This window comes from Neobacillus sp. PVCKKU3, from assembly GCF_058323225.1.
In genome coordinates this window covers 1-17,178 of the sequence record NZ_JBLVQN010000017.1, presented here as the reverse complement: position 1 = coordinate 17,178, position 17,178 = coordinate 1, and the positions used below count along the sequence as shown (strand labels likewise).

General features: G+C 42.8%; 16 protein-coding genes. 1 reads left to right on the top strand and 15 read right to left on the bottom strand.

Features of this window, described 5'->3' with window-relative positions; translation table 11 throughout:
- Positions 1 to 142: 142 nt before the first annotated feature.
- From ACNQGS_RS13020 to ACNQGS_RS12955, 14 genes are all read right to left on the bottom strand, one after another.
- Positions 143 to 850, bottom strand: a complete 708-nt coding sequence (locus ACNQGS_RS13020) for an ABC transporter ATP-binding protein (protein ID WP_491487677.1) — start codon at positions 848 to 850, stop codon at positions 143 to 145.
- Positions 843 to 1,622 (bottom strand): ABC transporter ATP-binding protein, encoded by a 780-nt coding sequence (locus ACNQGS_RS13015; protein WP_491487676.1) that lies wholly within the window; start codon positions 1,620 to 1,622, stop codon positions 843 to 845. Before ACNQGS_RS13015 ends, ACNQGS_RS13020 begins: the two co-directional genes overlap by 8 nt.
- A 1-nt stretch (position 1,623) precedes the next feature.
- Complete coding sequence (locus ACNQGS_RS13010) at positions 1,624 to 2,559, bottom strand: branched-chain amino acid ABC transporter permease (RefSeq protein ID WP_491487675.1); 936 nt, start codon at positions 2,557 to 2,559, stop codon at positions 1,624 to 1,626.
- A gap of 10 nt (positions 2,560 to 2,569) precedes the next feature.
- Positions 2,570 to 3,448, bottom strand: coding sequence for a branched-chain amino acid ABC transporter permease (locus ACNQGS_RS13005; RefSeq protein WP_491487674.1), 879 nt, complete (start codon positions 3,446 to 3,448; stop codon positions 2,570 to 2,572).
- A gap of 146 nt (positions 3,449 to 3,594) precedes the next feature.
- Positions 3,595 to 4,779, bottom strand: coding sequence for an ABC transporter substrate-binding protein (locus tag ACNQGS_RS13000; protein WP_491487673.1), 1,185 nt, complete (start codon positions 4,777 to 4,779; stop codon positions 3,595 to 3,597).
- 357 nt (positions 4,780 to 5,136) lie between these two features.
- Positions 5,137 to 6,300, bottom strand: a complete 1,164-nt coding sequence (ftsZ, locus tag ACNQGS_RS12995) for a cell division protein FtsZ (protein WP_491487672.1) — start codon at positions 6,298 to 6,300, stop codon at positions 5,137 to 5,139.
- A gap of 764 nt (positions 6,301 to 7,064) precedes the next feature.
- Positions 7,065 to 7,850, bottom strand: coding sequence for an ABC transporter permease (locus ACNQGS_RS12990; protein WP_491487671.1), 786 nt, complete (start codon positions 7,848 to 7,850; stop codon positions 7,065 to 7,067).
- On the bottom strand, positions 7,850 to 8,782 hold the full coding sequence (locus ACNQGS_RS12985) for an ABC transporter permease (protein ID WP_491487670.1): 933 nt from the start codon (positions 8,780 to 8,782) through the stop codon (positions 7,850 to 7,852). The genes ACNQGS_RS12990 and ACNQGS_RS12985 overlap by 1 nt, the downstream gene beginning before the upstream one ends.
- Positions 8,746 to 9,855, bottom strand: coding sequence for an ABC transporter ATP-binding protein (locus ACNQGS_RS12980; RefSeq protein WP_491487669.1), 1,110 nt, complete (start codon positions 9,853 to 9,855; stop codon positions 8,746 to 8,748). The genes ACNQGS_RS12985 and ACNQGS_RS12980 overlap by 37 nt, the downstream gene beginning before the upstream one ends.
- 31 nt (positions 9,856 to 9,886) lie before the next feature.
- Positions 9,887 to 10,993: an extracellular solute-binding protein gene (locus ACNQGS_RS12975; RefSeq protein WP_491487668.1), complete on the bottom strand. Its 1,107-nt coding sequence runs from the start codon at positions 10,991 to 10,993 to the stop codon at positions 9,887 to 9,889.
- 116 nt (positions 10,994 to 11,109) lie between these two features.
- Positions 11,110 to 12,078, bottom strand: coding sequence for an aminopeptidase (locus ACNQGS_RS12970; RefSeq protein WP_491487667.1), 969 nt, complete (start codon positions 12,076 to 12,078; stop codon positions 11,110 to 11,112).
- Positions 12,079 to 12,222: 144 nt separating this feature from the next.
- Entirely contained in the window at positions 12,223 to 12,930 is a 708-nt protein-coding gene (locus ACNQGS_RS12965) for a GntR family transcriptional regulator (protein WP_491487666.1), read from the bottom strand.
- A gap of 293 nt (positions 12,931 to 13,223) precedes the next feature.
- Positions 13,224 to 13,781: a DUF4240 domain-containing protein gene (locus tag ACNQGS_RS12960; RefSeq protein WP_491487665.1), complete on the bottom strand. Its 558-nt coding sequence runs from the start codon at positions 13,779 to 13,781 to the stop codon at positions 13,224 to 13,226.
- A gap of 276 nt (positions 13,782 to 14,057) precedes the next feature.
- Positions 14,058 to 14,936 (bottom strand): DMT family transporter, encoded by an 879-nt coding sequence (locus ACNQGS_RS12955; protein WP_491487664.1) that lies wholly within the window; start codon positions 14,934 to 14,936, stop codon positions 14,058 to 14,060.
- A 389-nt stretch (positions 14,937 to 15,325) separates the two neighbouring features.
- On the opposite strand from ACNQGS_RS12955, the gene ACNQGS_RS12950 reads away from it, so the two are divergent.
- On the top strand, positions 15,326 to 16,114 hold the full coding sequence (locus ACNQGS_RS12950) for an HAD family hydrolase (protein ID WP_491487663.1): 789 nt from the start codon (positions 15,326 to 15,328) through the stop codon (positions 16,112 to 16,114).
- 153 nt (positions 16,115 to 16,267) lie between these two features.
- Here the strand turns inward: ACNQGS_RS12950 and ACNQGS_RS12945 are convergent, their stop codons facing one another.
- On the bottom strand, positions 16,268 to 17,155 hold the full coding sequence (locus ACNQGS_RS12945) for a YitT family protein (RefSeq protein ID WP_491487662.1): 888 nt from the start codon (positions 17,153 to 17,155) through the stop codon (positions 16,268 to 16,270).
- Positions 17,156 to 17,178: the final 23 nt, after the last annotated feature.

Sequence of the window (17,178 nt, the reverse complement as noted above, 5' to 3'; positions counted from 1 at the left end):
TCCTCCTAATTAAATGCTACCTTTTAATAATACCCGTTAATGACCAAAAAGCAGTATTAATTTTTAGTTAAAAAATATTTTAACATAAAACATAGGGACGGTTCTCATGCAACTGATGCATGAGAACCGTCCCTATGAATCACTAATGCCCGCCAAGGTAGGCTTTTTTGATTTCTTCGCTTGCTTGGAGTTCTGCGGCGGTGCCTGAGATAAGGATGCGGCCGGTTTCGATGACGTAGGCCCGATCGGCGACGGATAAGGCCATGTTGGCGTTTTGTTCAACGAGCAGGACCGTCGTTCCTTCCTTATTGATCTGTTCGATAATGTTAAAAATTTGTTTCACGATCAGCGGAGCCAAGCCCATTGAAGGCTCGTCCAGCAACAGCAGCTTTGGCTTGGCCATGATGGCTCGTCCCATTGCCAGCATTTGCTGTTCCCCGCCGGAAAGTGTTCCGGATAACTGCTTGCGGCGTTCCAGCAGCCTTGGGAACAGTTCGTAGACTTTTTCCATATCCTTGCGAATTCCGCTGGCGTCCTTTCTCGTGAAGGCGCCAAGCTCCAAATTTTCCTCTACTGACATATTGGAGAAAACACGGCGTCCTTCTGGTACTTGGGAAATTCCGGCCTTCACAATCGCTTGCGGGGCCAATCCGGAAATCTTTCCTCCTAAATATTCAATCGTCCCTGATTTTGGCTTAAGTAGTCCGGATAAGGTTTTCAGAAGCGTACTTTTTCCTGCTCCGTTAGCCCCAATTAAGGTGACAATTTCCCCTTCCTTCACTTCTAATGAAATGCCTTTGAGCGCCTGAATGTTTCCATAAAATACATTAATATCATTGACCTTAAGCATGATCGTTAGAAACCTCCTCTCCCAAGTAAGCCTCGATGACCTTCGGATGACTCCGGATAACTTCTGGTGTACCTTCGGCAATCAGTTGGCCATGGTCGAGGACATAAATCCGTTCACAAATTCCCATGACAAGCTGCATGTCATGTTCAATTAATAAAATCGTCAGGTCAAACTGTTTACGAATAAAGGCAATCAGTTCCATTAATTCGTGGGTCTCCTGCGGGTTCATCCCCGCGGCAGGTTCATCCAACAGCAGCAGTTTTGGACCGGCCGCTAACGCCCGGGCGATTTCCAATCTCCGCTGCTGCCCGTAAGGTAAATTTTTCGCCTTTTCATCTTTAAATCTTTCTAAGTTAAAAATTTTTAAAAACTCAAGCGCTTTTTCTTCCATCTTTTTTTCCTCAGAAAAATGGGAAGGCAGACGAAAAATAGAGCTGATAATGGAGTTTTTCGCTAACGAATGATAGGCAACCTTTACATTGTCTAACACGGATAATTCACTAAACAGGCGAATATTTTGGAAAGTTCGGCTGATTCCGCTTTGCGTCACCTTGTAGGGAGGCAGTCCGTTCAGCCGCTTTCCGTTAAACAAAATCTCGCCCTCAGTGGGAACGTAGACGCCAGTTAACAAGTTAAAGCTTGTCGTTTTTCCAGCACCGTTCGGTCCAATCAGGCCGGCCAGTTCTCCTTGATTTAGTACCATATTAAAGCCGGAAACAGCCTTTAAGCCGCCGAACTGAATGCCGGCATTTTTTACTTCCAGAAGTGCCATGCTAATTGCCTCCTTTCGCAGGTTTCCACTTGAATAAATCTGTAATTTCACGCGTGCCCATCAATCCTTGTGGACGATAAAGCATCACGATAACCAAAACTAAGCTATAGATAATCATCCGTGTCTCCGGATATTGTGCCAAGAATGCTGATATAACGGTTAATAAAATGGCCGAAATCACGGACCCGGTAAGGCTGCCAAGGCCGCCTAAGACAACGAAGATGAGGATATCAAATGATTTTAAGAAACCGAAATTTCCCGGCTGGATGATATAGAAATTATGGGAATAGAGCCCGCCGGCAATTCCCGCAAAAAACGAGCCAATTGCAAAAGCAAGTACTTTATAAAACGTAGTGTTAATTCCCATCGCATCAGCAGCAATTTCATTTTCGCGAATCGAAATACACGCCCGGCCGTGCCTGGAATTCGTAAAGTTCGTGATCACCAAAATCGTTATGACCAGACAGACAAATGTGACGGTCCAAGTCGTCAGATGCGACACCTGCATACCAGCGGCCCCGCCTACATAATCAATATTAAATAAGGCAATTCGAATGATTTCTGCAAAACCAAGCGTGGCAATTGCCAAATAGTCACCGCGCAATCTTAGGGTCGGAATGCCGACAATCAGACCGGACAAAGCGGCAATCACCCCGCCAATGACAACGGCGAGAATAAATGGCAGCTCTAATTTCATCGTGGCAATCGCCGAAACATAGGCGCCGACTGCCAGGAAACCAGCATGGCCGATGGAGAACTGACCGGTGATGCCAATGACCAGATGGAGACTGACTGCCAAAATAATATTAATGGCAATGGTAATCAACAAATTACTATAATAAATATTTATGAGTCCTGAGCCGATGAAAAATTGGACGACTACGTAGACAACCGCCGCTAGAATCAGAAATGCCCAAAATGATTTTGATTTCTTCATTATTTTTCACCTATACTTTCTCTCTTGTATTTTTCCCAAAGATGCCGGATGGTCTGAAAATAAGGATGAGAATCAAAATGACAAAGGCGGCTGCATCTCTCCATAAAGAAAATCCTGCTGCACTGACAATCGATTCAATGACACCGAGGAAGATCCCGCCAACCATCGCTCCCGGGATACTGCCGATGCCCCCTAATACGGCGGCAACGAACGCTTTTAACCCAGGAATGACACCCATCAGCGGTTCAATTTTTGTATAATAAACCCCAAACACGACCCCTGCTGCTCCTGCTAATGCCGACCCAATGGCAAACGTGAAGGAAATTGTCTTGTCAACGCTTATTCCCATTAAACGGGCGGCGTCCATATCAAGGGAGACAGCACGCATCGCTTTCCCCATTTTCGTACGTTGAACAATAAATTGTAAAATAATCATCAAAATAATCGATGTTAATAGGATAAATAAAGACTGGCTGTTAATATGGACACCCAAGAAGTTGATGGCCTTATTTGGCAATACGTCAGCAGGATACGCTTCCGGCTGAGCGCCGCGGATATAGATCATTCCGTATTCAATTAACAAAGACATTCCTATCGCTGTAATCAAGGCAGCGATTCTCGTAGCATTCCGAAGCCGTTTATAGGCAATCCGTTCAATTAATACGCCAAATACCGCACAGAAAGCCATCGAAATGATGAGTGCAGGCAAGAAGCCTAATCCCCATCCCTTAATCGCATAGAATCCAATAAAGGCACCTACCATAAATACATCGCCATGTGCAAAGTTAATTAATTTAATGATCCCATACACCATGGTGTATCCTAATGCGATTAAGGCATAGATGCTGCCGAGTGAAATTCCATTTATCAGCTGTTGTAACCAATCCATACTTTTTTGCTCCTTTTTTCTAAGGCTGTGTTAAACTTGTCTGTTCTATTTATCAATAGTTCACAAACTAACAATTATTTTTAGCATAGCCTTTTTTTACAAAAGTAAAATGGAAGGATAATCCTTCCATTTTACTGGTTTAAATATTAAGGATTAATTTTCGAGTTAAATACTTGTTTACCGTCTTTGTATTCTAGCACTGTTGCAGATTTAATTGGGTGATGATTTTTATCAATCGATAATACTCCAGTTACAAGTGATAAATCTTTCGTTTTTGCTAATTCCTTTTGAATCTTGACAGAGTCTGTGCTGCCTGCACGTTTAATGGCGTCTGCTAAGAAATAAACAGTGTCATAACCAAGGGCATTGAAAGCGTTAGGCGCATCGCCATTGTTCTTGTCTTTGAATGCTTTAACAAAGTCTTGAACCTTTTGATCAGGATCTTCAGTTGAATAGTGGTTGATTAAGTAAGTGTTATTTAATGCTTCAGCACCTGCTAAATCAACTAACTTTGGTGAATCCCATCCGTCAGCACCCATTAAAGGAGCCGTGATGCCAAGCTCGCGTGCTTGCTTAACAATTAAGCCAACTTCTTCATAATATCCAGGGATAAAAATAAAGGATGGATTTTTCGCCTTAATACGAGTTAATGTGGCACGGAAGTCAGTATCCTTACTTACATAAGACTCTTCTGCAACGATTTTGCCGCCAGCTTTTTCAAATGTTTTCTTGAAAGCATCGGATAATCCTTTTGCATAGTCACTTGAGCTATCTGAGAAAATGGCTGCATCTTTTACTTTTAAATTATTGGAGGCAAAGTTCGCAGCAACTGTGCCTTGGAATGGATCAATAAAAGATGTACGGAAAACGAATTCTCTTACTTTTCCTTTTTCATCTACAGTAACAGTTGGGCTGGTTCCGCCTGGTGCGATTAGAACGGTTTTCGTATCATTGGCAATTTGTGCTTGGGCCACTGTATTTCCGCTTGTTGCTGCACCGATTACCGCATTTACTTTATCTTGGCTTGTCAGCTTAATAATTCCGTTTGTTGCTTCAGCCGCTTCTGATTTATTGTCATTTTTAATCACTTCGATTTTCTTGCCCTCAACACCGCCAGCTTTGTTAATTTCAGCTACGGCCATTTCAACACCTTTTGCCATGGATTCACCGTATGATGCAACGTTACCGGAAAGCTCCATGTTTACGCCAAGCTTGAAGACATCTGAATTGCCTCCGCCACCGCTGGCGCTTTGGTTTCCTGTCCCACAGCCGGCAAGGATTCCAGCAGCTAATGCTGATACCATAAATACCTTACTAAATTTCTTTTTCATCTCTAGGTTCCCCCTCTGTTGTTTTTCTCTTTTTTTGATTTTTCTGACATTATTAACCGAATATTAGTATCGGGAAATGATAGTTAGAAATTTATTAACTATTAGTATATTAAAACAATTTTTTATATTCGTCTAGTATATTATTTTAATATTTCAGAAACTTGCGTATCTTATGGAAATGATAGTGTTTTCATAAGGATAAACATAAGGAAAAAGCGGGTGTTTTCCATAAATTACATTAATTCGGATAATAAACTAATTAGATATAAATTATTATGAAATCAAAAACCAAAAAACAGGGGGACGGTTCTGTTGGCCTTTGCGGCCGCTAGAACTGTCCCCCTGTTTATCCTCTATTTATCGATTTCTCCGTCTGCGCAGGAACGATGGAATATCCAGAGATTCTTCTTCTGGCTGTTCATAGTATCGTTCTGGTTCTGGTTGTTGTTCTGGTTGTTGTTGTTGTTCGTAAACCGGCTCCTCGCGTTTTATTGGAGTGCGCCCGAATCTTTCTTCTCGCTGAAAGGTCCTTGTTGGCTGAGGGGCAGGCTGTTGAACTTCAGGCGCTTGCTCATCGAATCCTGTCGCAATGACCGTTACGATTATTTCATCCTTCAGGCTTTCGTTAATAACCGATCCAAAAATCATATTTAATTCCTCATGAGAAGCAGAAGCAACTAAATCGGCTGCCTCTTGAACTTCAAAAAGGCTTAAATTGGCTCCTCCGGTAATGTTCATGATCACACCTTGTGCACCATTGATAGACGTTTCCAAGAGCGGACTATTTAAGGCCTTCTTGGCAGCTTCTGCAGCGCGATTATCCCCTTTTGCTACACCAATTCCCATGAGGGCCGTGCCTTTATGGGACATGACCGTTTTCACGTCGGCAAAATCGAGGTTGATTAAGCCAGGGACAGCAATCAGGTCGGAAATACCCTGAACCCCCTGCCTTAGGACGTTATCCGCTTCACGGAAAGCTTCGATCATCGGTGTTTTTTTATCAACGATTTCCAACAAGCGGTCATTTGGAATAATAATTAACGTGTCCACCGCGTTTCTCATGGCGTTAATGCCATTCATAGCATTTACTGAGCGCTTGTGTCCTTCAAACTTGAAAGGACGGGTGACAACTCCAACAGTCAGGGCACCGATTTTTCGAGCAATCTTCGCAATTTCAGGCGCTGCCCCTGTGCCTGTCCCGCCGCCCATTCCGGCTGTAACGAAAACCATGTCTGCGCCTTCCAGCACTTCTTCAATCTGCTGCCTGCTTTCTTCCACGGCTCTTTTGCCGATTTCCGGATTGGCCCCCGCTCCTAAGCCTCGTGTCAAAGATGATCCAATTTGCATCGTAATCTCTGCTCTTGATTGGTGAAGTGCTTGTGCATCCGTATTGACAGCAATAAATTCTACACCGCCAACGCCATCCTCAATCATCCGGTTCACAGCATTGTTCCCTCCGCCGCCGATACCGATGACTTTAATCCTAGCAAATTGGTCCAAGCTTGGTTCAAAGTTAAACATATTTTTTCCTCCTCATTCATCCAATTTTCCTTTGTTCATACGAATCATGGCTGCCCAAAGGGCTCCTATGTAATTGTCAGATCAATCTTTATTCTGTGTATATTTAATAGATTAGGAGTCAGAAAAAAATCACCTTAGTTTTCTAGCAAACTTCCAGCAGACTCCAAATAGTTTATTTAATAGTCTACTTAACGATAATCTTATTGTCCAGTTAAGAATAGCCTATTTTCGTTAAAAAGCTTGAGACATGGGGACGGTTCTCGTGCCTCATTCTTGTGGTGGCGGTTCAGGGATCGGATTTGATGGATGATTCAGCGCAAATTTCCGAAATCCCAGAAATGATGCATAAGAACCGTCCGAGACTATTGAAGAAACTTCCTAAGAAGGCGGATGAAAGGAAATTTTGCCTCCTGGACAAGTCGTTTTGGTCTTCATAGACCTTATGAAGACCATTTTCCTCCCTGGCCAGGGTCGTTTTGGTCTTCATTGACCTTATGAAGGCCATTTTCCTCCCTGGCCAGGGTCGTTTTGGTCTTCATTGACCTTATGAAGACCATTTTTCTCCTTGGCTTGGGTGGTTTTGGTCTTCATTGACCTTATGATGGGGGATTAAAGACTTTTCAACCACGACTCAGCCGCTCTTTTTTGTCTTTATAAAACCGAGGTAGGTTGTGTTATTCAGTAGTCACGAACGCCCCCATGCATCGCCCCTGCTCCGCACAAAAATAACCCTAGGCTCAGCCTAGGGTTCTGCTAAAAATTTATTAATGCGACCCGCCAAATAGTTTGCCGACTCCATAGATTTTTTCAAATATCACTATAAATATCACGGATATGAAGATAACGATACTTGATACGGAGGCGACCATTGGATCATAGGAATCCTGCATATGGAAGAACAGTTCAAGCGGCAGGGTTCTCATATCGGTTGATACCATGAACAGCGAGACGGTGACGTTGTCAAACGAAATCAGGAAGGCAAACATCGCACCGGACAAAATCGCAGGACGGATAATCGGCAGCGTAATCTTCCAAAATACCACAAACGGATTAGCGCCAAGCACCGCCCCCGCCCTCTCCAGCGTATAATCAAAACCGCTCAACCCAGTTAACACAAACCGTATCGCATAGGGCACACAAATGACAATATGGGCAATCAGGAAGCCGGTCGGCTTACCCGCCAGCAGCATCGGCGTGAAATAAATCAACAAGGCTGCTCCCAGCACCAAATGCGGGATGGTTAAGGGCGATGTCAACAGCGATACGATAAAAGTTTTACCCGGCACATCATATTTGGCCAATGCCAGGCCTGCAATAGTACCGAGCAGGACCGAAAAGAACGCGGCCAGGAAGGCAAACTTCACACTATTGAAAAAGGCATCCATGTATTCAGGACGGTCCAATATTTTTTCATACCACTGCAGGGAAAAGCCCTTAGGCGGGAACGTCGGGTAGCCTGCTGTGGTAAACGATGCCCCAATAGTCACGATGAGAGGGATCAGCAGAAAAATCAAACCTATCACGGTCACGGTAATCCTTACACCCTTCATTATCGGAACACCTCCTTGAACTTTCTTTCAAAAATCCTTGAAAAAATCGTAACAGAAATTAACGTAACCCCGAGCAAGATATAAGAGATCGCCGAACCGAACGTCCACCGGAATAACGTATTGATTTGCTCATAAATCACGATTGGAAGAACCGGCACATTCGCACCCCCCATTAACGCTGGCGTTACATATGAGCTCATCGACATACTAAAAACAAGAACAATCCCGGCCACAACACCCGGGAGACTCAGCGGCAGCGTAACCGTGAAAAAGGTTTTTAACGGACTTGCGCCTAAAATACTACTCGCCTTTTCTAAAGATGGGTCAATATTGTACAGGCTTGTGGCGATCGACAGAACCATAAATGGCAGGAACGAATTCGCCAATCCAATAACGACCCCTGGTACGGAAAACAGAAGCTTTAAAGGCGAATCTGTAATTCCAATCCCCATTAAAAATTGATCAATAACCCCGTTTGGCACAAGTAGCAAGTACCAGCCAAAGTTGCGGACCACCACGCTAATCAATAATGGCGATGCCACAAGCAGTGTCAGGTAGCCCCTCACCCGGGCCGAGCTTTTCGCCATTGTCAATGCAATAGGGTAGCCAAGGATAAGAGCGATGATAACCGCATAGACGCTCACCTTAATCGTCATCCAAAGCGATCTTAAAAAATAGGGGTCTGTAAAAAACGTCAGATAGTTGCCGATGCTGTAACTAGCATTTGAAACATCAAGCCCTTCCACTTCAATGAAACTTAAATAAAACACATAAATCATCGGGACGACAAAAAAAGCAAGAATAAATAAGAGCAGTGGTGCAAGAAGCAGCATGGCTGCCATGTATTTTCGTAAGACGTTTACTTTTCTTTTTGGTGCCAGTGGCAGGCCGGTGCTCATCTTTTGGTCAGGCGAATATCCGAGGTTTTCCATTCCACCAACACCTCCGTCCCTACCGACCAGGAATTCTCAATCGTTGGTCCGATAATTTGCACATGGTGCTGCCCCTTAACGGATACCTCAATTTCCCATTGTGAACCGAGATAATTCATTTGCTTGATGACGGCCCTTTGCTGGACAAGTTCTGAATCGACCGCCGCAAGCCCCTGGTCATCTGACTTTATCGAAATTAATTCCGGCCGAATATACAGATTAACAGCATCATGAACACGGAATGTCCGGTCCTTGCCGATGACATTCTCTTTTTTCGTTTTGATGACCCATCCTTCGCCAATTTCCACAGTGGTATGCTCAGCATCAGCATCTATCACTAAGCCCTCAAACCGATTGGACTTTCCGATAAACTGGAAGACAAATTCAGATTGTGGATTTTGATAGATTTCGGTTGGGGTGCCGATTTGCTCAATCTTCCCCTGGTTCATGACAACAATCCGGTCTGACATGGATAGGGCCTCATCCTGGTCATGCGTTACAAAAATGGTGGTGACGCCGACCTCTTTTTGCAAACGCTTAATTTCCGCCCGAAGCTCGTGGCGCAGTTTGGCATCTAGGTTACTGAGCGGCTCATCCAACAGCAGTAACTCTGGCTCCACAACCAACGCACGGGCAATCGCCACCCGCTGCCGCTGTCCGCCTGATAACTCCCGTGGATACCGCTTTTCTAAGCCTGTCAATTTGACCAATTCTAGTGCTCGTTTAATTCTGCCTTCCATTTCATCCTTTTTTAACTTCCGCAGCTTGAGACCAAACACAAGATTTTCCTCCACGGTCATGTGCGGAAACAAAGAATACGTTTGAAACACCATCCCAAGGTCCCGTTTATAGGGAGGGACGCCATTCATCTTTTTTCCTTTTATAAATAGTTCTCCCTCGTCCGGGTCGAGGAACCCGGCAATGGCATTTAGTGTCGTGGTTTTCCCGCAGCCGGAGGGACCAAGCAAGGTAAGAAGCTCACCTTGCTTGATATCCAAGTCAATATTTTGCAAAACGGCATTTGTTCCAAATCTTTTACTGACACCGCGAATCGTCACATCACTTGTAGTCATCTTCAATCCCTCCAATGTTCGTTGATGCTAATTACTTCTTCACCTTTTTCCCAAGCTCAGGAGTAACTTCCTTCGTCCACTTTTCTGTCCATTCCGGTTGAATTTTTGCGATGCCGGCGAAATCTGGTTTATATACAGGGTCATTTTCTTTAAAGCCGATAATAGAATCGTAGTTTTCAGGTAGTTTTACATTTTTCACGACCGGATAGAAGGCAATTTCTGCGATTTTCTTCTGGGAATCTTCTGTTACCATGAAATTGATGAAATCTTCAGCGGCCTTTTTATTCTTAGAATTCTTTACGACTGTTGCGACAATCGCTTGCAATGGAGCTCCTTCTTTCGGGATCACCATTTTGACCGGAACACCAGCATCATGTAAGCCTGCTATTGTATAGCTGGCTTGTACCGTCACGGCCGCGCCCTGCTGCATAGCCGGTTGAATCTGTGTTGAGTTTTTATAGAACGTATCGGAATAGGCAGCTAATTCCTTACCTTTATCCATTCCAGGCTGCATATTGTCAATGCCGCCGCCATTTGCTTTAGCCAAGCTCAAAAACATCGTAAATCCTGAATTGCTGGAGACATCAGGGAAAGCTGTCATCCCTTTATAATCAGAGCTGATTAGGTCATTCCAGGAACTGATTGCCTTCCAGCCTTTTTCTTTAAAAATATCCGTGTTATAGCCAACCGCAACCGAGTAGCCTAGGACAGGAACACTATGTTCATCAATTAAATAACGTTCATCAATGCTGTCTAAGCCTTTAATACTTTCCTTCGCGATGGCCTCAGTCAAGCCCTCTTCCTCAGCACGAACCGCTACAGGGGAATCATACATGGCGATATCGATTTGCGGGTTATCCTTTTGCAGCTGGACTTTTGTTAAAATTTCATTCGAAGAACCGGCTACAAAATTAATCGTAATACCATACTTTTCTTTAAACTTTGGCGCCAAATCATCACGGATTAACTTCTCAATTTTTCCGCCATTGGCTGCAATCGTAATTTCTTTCGTCTCTGTTTGAGGCTCCGCTTTCGAACCGCTTTCTTTGCTTGTTTCTTTAGAAGAAGGGTTTGGAACACCACAGGCTGCCAGCATCATGACCATTAAAAGAATAACTGCACTAAACATTCTTTTCATCGTAAATTTCCCCTTTTAAGTTCTTTTTTGAAAAAACTCATCCCTAACAAAAATAACATTGCCTTTTTTGGAGTGAACGCTTCCAAGAGTCAGGTCATTCGAAAGATTCTGACTTTCTAAACAAGAACTTCCCCATTTTGTAAAATTACTTTTCCGTCTGCAATCACGGTAGGTTTTGTCATAATCAAATCATAATGGCAGGCCGCTTTTACATTTCCCCCTAACGTAATATTGGTACCAATCCCGATATGCACGGAACCGAATACCCCTTCATCTTCAAGCATCGAGCCAATGAATTTACAGTTAGGATTGAGCCCAACGCCGATTTCTGCGATGTTATAAACATTCGGATCATTTTTTGAAGCAAGATTTTCAGCCAGCATGTCGGCCTGTTTTCCGCCTGAAATGGAAACAATCATTCCATCTTCCACTTTTACTGTCACCGGTTGGTCGAGCAATCCAATCCCTATGTAAGGAATGCTGGCATCTGCTACAATCACGCCCTGAGCGGATCCTTCGATTGGTGACACATTCGCTTCGACCGTTGGCACTGGTGCAAATTCACCTGGCTTGACCATACATGGCATGGCGTTTGAGCGTCTTCCCGTCGCTGAAAGTGTCAAGTCTGTCCCATGTGGAGTGGTAAGCCTGATTTCATTTGCTCCTTCAAGGGCGTTGGCTACTGCCCGGCAAATCGGTTCAACGGCTTTAAAATCAGCATGAACCCCGCCTTCAATCAACATTTCATCATGAAACTGGGTCAGCATAATCCCTCTTGAGCCTGCATCCACAGCATTGCGGACAGCACTGGTGTGCGTAATCGAAGTATAGACCGCACTGATAAACACATCACTCGCCTCCATGGCAGCGGCAATTGGTGCCGGCGGCTCCTGCCCATCTGAGTTCCGCGGCGGCATCATGGCCATTGTCGGCTCTGCCCCTGCAGCGACAACGGCTGCGGAAATGCTCTTGGCAATATTCAGCATTTTTGGTTCTGTCACAATCAATACTTGTTCATTTGGCTGGACACCCGCGCACACCTCTACAATTGTTCGGGCTCCCTTGCTCATCAAAATCGTTTTCATCTGATTCTTCTCCCCCTTTGTTCTGGTTGGATTGATAAAATTTTCCACTTTTCTATATTCTATAGAATTTGTACTTAAAAAATATATTCTATAGAATCTATATTTAATAAAAAGTGAGAGGTTGGTACTTCTCACGATTTCCCCTTATTCTGGAGACTTGGTCCCCTTCTTTTTTGACAAGTTTTCTTGATTGATATATTCGAGTCCATTCTGAATATGAACTCTCATCGCTTGTTCCGCTTTGTCCGCATTCTTCTCTTTCAGAGCATGAAAGATTTCCAAATGCTCGGCATTGATCTTTTCTCTTCGGCTTGAATTATAAGCAGAAATATTGCGGTCATGATAAATCACGTCACTGACCAAACCTAAGAGCATCTTTAATTTCGCATTTCGTGCGTACTCAATGATGACCGAGTGGATTTCGGAATTTAACCGGACAATTTCGGTTTCATTTTCTGCCTCGAAGGATTGTTCGAGCAATACCCGCACCCTTTCAATCCCCTCTTCATCCATATTCTCGACCGCCAATCGTATCGCCAGTACCTCCAACGCTTCCCGGCATTGATAGGATTCCTTCACTTCCTCATCGGAGAAACTCTGGATGACGACCCCTTTCCAAGGGACAATTTTCACCAAGCCTTCTGCAGCCAAACGGCGGAAGGCTTCACGGACTGGAGTCGGGCTTACCTTCATTTGTTTCGCCACTTCTGTTTCGGTTAACCTGCTGCCCGCTTGCAGGTCCCCATTTATGATGGCCGCCTTTAAATTCTCATAAATCCTGACATTTAATGGCTGCCTTTCCACTGATTCTACTTTCGAAAGATCCAAGTACCCCTGGCTCAACTGCTTCACCTCTCTGCATGTATCCGTTTTCAGATAATTCTTAAATACATTATTATTTTTTGGACTATAGTTTGTCAATACAATATTCTATAGAATATTGAATATTTTTTATTTTTACTATTTTATAAAAATAACAATAATAACCACTATATTATTTTACAATAAAAACCGTCTCTAAAAAAAGACGGTTTACGATTTTTGAATCCCTTTGAAATTTGAAATGTTCCCTCTTTTATCTTTCAAAGAGCAGATGAGATAGACCAGCCTCCAGCCAAAACGAAAAGTCTTTTCGTTTCATCTACTTAACCTAATGGATTTTCTCCGAAACGTTCCCATAATAGCGGGAACATCTCCATTAAATCATCCTCATCTTCCCAATCAAATTCAATGTCACTGTTGTGGTCTAGTCCTCTTTCGGTCATCAAGTCTAACATTTCGTCATACAAATCCCCGTCCCAGTCCTCGAGATCCCCGTCCTTTTTCAAGGTGTAGGCATCAAATCCAATATTCAGAAAATCCTCATTTTCAGGAACGCCTTCTTCTCCCAAATTTTCATCGGAGATATAATCAGCCAAGAACTCGGGATTCTTTAGTGTTTGCTCATACACATCACGCCCCTGCGAAATAAGCCAGCCACGAAAATAATCGAAGGAATCGTCTGAGCACCCCCCCATGATGAGATAGGCCGCTCCCCAAAGACGTGATTGATAACTTTCATTCATGTAGCTTCGGAAACTAAACTCATAATCTATTATTTCGCTCTCTTCTTTCTTACTTAATACTTCTGTCAGCCATGGTACCTGCTCTTCTTCATACATCTTTGATTGCTCTATTAAATTCCAAAATTGTATTTTGTCCATTTCAATCCCTCCAAGATAAACAGCCTTTGCAACAGTTGTATTCTCGGTAGAGGCAATGAAATCCTGCTCGTTTTTACTCCATCTTCAGGACATTCCCGCCTGATTTTTTGCTAGATTTGTCCTTTAGACCATTTCTTAAAGACAGAATAGAGATTCATAGTAAAAGGGATGGACATTTTTGGAAATTTTAGAAGAGTGATGCAGGGGGACGGTTCTCATGCATCATTTCGCGGTGCCTGACCTGGCCCGTGTTAGCAGTAAAACAAATTACTTCACTCACGCGCTTCTTTTTACAGTGTGTTTTTTAAAAGATGGCTTTATTTCAGCAATTAAAATGGCCATCATAATGAGCATAGCCCCCATAATCATACGACCGGTCAATACTTCATGTAAAAATAAAACAGACAACACCATTCCGAAAAATGATTCTGTTGATAAAATAATGGATGCCTTTGTAGCGGTTGTAAATTGAAGTGCCCTATTTTGAGTAAGATAGGCAATCGTTGTTGAAAACACCGCTAGGTACAAAATCGAATACATTCCTTCTCCCTCAATCGTCGCAGGTATATCACCCTGGATGAACACCGAGACTACACTTAACAGAGATGCTGTGATGAATTGTACTATCGTCAGTGAAATGGTATCTTCCTTTTGGACAAAAAGATTGGTGTAAAAAATATTAAAAGCAAAGGCTACTGCACACCCAAGGGATAAGGCGTCGCCTATATTGATTATCATAGAGCTTTGTATGGATAAAAGGCCAATGCCTACTATAGCTATGATTGAACCGAGCATTTCAAATCGATCAATTCTTCGCTTATAAATGAGGTAAGCAATGATCGGCACAATGACAACATTGACGGCAGTCAAAAATGCATTTTTAGATGGTGTCGTATATTGCAAACCAACCGTTTGTAGAGCAAATCCCAGATATAAAAAGGTTCCTAGAATAGCACCTTTCCTCACGACAGCTTTTGTGAATTTTTTAAATTTGCAGCCAAATAGCACTGTAAGTAAAATTGTAGCTAAAACAAATCTACCTGCCATCACCTGATAAGCAGTAAAATATTTTAGTGCAATATCGGTTACAACAAATCCGCTGCCCCAAATTATCGCTGTAATGAGCAGCATTCCATCACCTATATATTGTTTCATCTCTTTCCCTCCTTGACTATAACCAAGGATATCACAAGAAGAAATGCAATAGTTTGATTGCATTTCTAAACTTTTTAGCTTATTTTTGGAATGATTCCAATCTTCTTTCGTTTGCTCAATCAGAAAAAGCTGTCAAATTGACAGCTCCGAACTTAAACTTTCACCCCGTTCGTCAAAAAAGTTAACTTTGCTCGCCCAGCAGATCACCGGATTTTAAGAAAAAAACATAAAGATTATTAAGGAAAGCACCCGTAATGAAATGCTATTTGATCTTGCATAGAACTTCCCTTGCTTCCAAATAAACTTCATTTAATCTATACACTCAGTTTACAAGACTTTAATTTTCAGATGTTATGATTGGTTTACCAACGAATGAGGGGGCAGAATAAATGAATGTGCGTGCGATATTTATCGATATGGATGGTACACTGCTAAAAGCCTCAAACAACATTTCCCAACGAAATATGGAGGCCATTTATAGGCTTATGAATCAGGGTGTCAAGGTGTTTCTAGCTACTGGCCGGCACTATGAAGTAACTGCTCCCTACCATAAAGAAATTGGATTAGGAACTCCAATGATCTGTTTGAATGGTGCCGCTATCCACGATGGACAGACTGGAAAAGCTATACAAATGCAAACCGTTCGAGTGGACGAAGCACGATTTCACCAGCTAACCGCCGAAAATCCTTTTAATGTTATTGTTCATACAGCAAATGGGCTTTATTGTAAGGAAACTAATGAAGAAATTGATTATTGGACAAAAGTTGGGCAAATTCCGCCGCGGTATATTGGGGATTTAAGACAGGCAAATTATCAGGATGTACTGAAATATAGTGTTCTAACAGGTGCACCAAGCCCTAAATTTTCTGCTTTGTTTAAAAAGGAAGCAGAAGTCATCGATTGGAATAATGGATTTGAACTGCTTGCTCCTAATGTTTCCAAATGGTCTGCCATAAAAAGCTTACTTCGCGCTTATCGAATTAGCCCAAAAGAAGCCGTAGCCATTGGAGATGGACCCAATGATATTGAGATGCTTCGTCATATCGGTACGGGTGTGGCAATGGGGAACGCTAGCGAAGAGGTTAAAGCAGCAGCTGATTTCGTGACTGGACACCACGAAAAAGATGGATTAGCAGAATTTATAGAACGTTATCTTCATAAAGCATACGTGGTTTGATGCATGGGTGGTTCTAGTTTGATGCATGGGGACGGTTCTCTTGTCTCATTTCGGCCCTGGCTCAGGGTTCCGTATGGTGCATGATTATGTATAGTTCAGTTCTAAAAAAAGCGCCCGATATGATGCATAAGAACCGTCCCCATGCCTCACCCATTAGTGAATGTCCTTTTTCTTAAAGCGGCCGCCGTGGACTGCGGAAACGTCTGTTGCTATGATGAAGGCTTGGGGATCTATTTCTCTAATGATGTCTTTCATTTTTGTTTCTTCCAGCCTTGTGAAGACGCATAGAATAATGCGTTTGTCCTCGCCGCTATAGGAGCCCTCTCCGTGCAGATATGTCACTCCCCGGCCTAGCCGCTCAGTGATAGCATCTGCTATCTCATCGGTATTGTCACTTATGATATACACGGATTTCATATCATCCAATCCCTTAACCACAACGTCAATGGTCCGGAATGCAATATAGTATGTAAGCATTGAAAATAGTGCATTTTCGATAGAGAATACAAAAGCTGCAACCGAGAAGATAATCACGTTTACAAACATGATAATTTCGCCCACAGTAAATGGTACCCTCTTTTCAACTAGAATAGCCAACGTTTCTGTACCATCTAACACTCCGCCATTTCTGATGGTTAAACCTACTCCTAAACCTAATATTAAGCCTCCGAAAACAACAGCCAGCAATTCATTATTTACGATTGGTTTTACATGATGCAGGAAAGAAGTCGCCACAGATAGAGCTATAATCCCATATAACATGCTAATCGCAAAGGTTTTCCCAATTTGTTTATAGCCTAAGAAAAAGAACGGCAGGTTTAGAATAACCAAGAAAATACTAAGGTTAAAGGATGTCACATGGCTCAATATCATGGATAAGCCCGTTACTCCACCGTCAATCATATTGTTTGGAATTAACACAGCCTCTAACCCATAAGCCATAATGATGGCACCAACCGTAATAAATAATCCCCTTTTCACAATATTTCTTGCCGTTAACCTTTTATGATTTGCCTTCTTTCTTTCTACATATGTATTCATACATTTCCCCCTTTATTTTATGC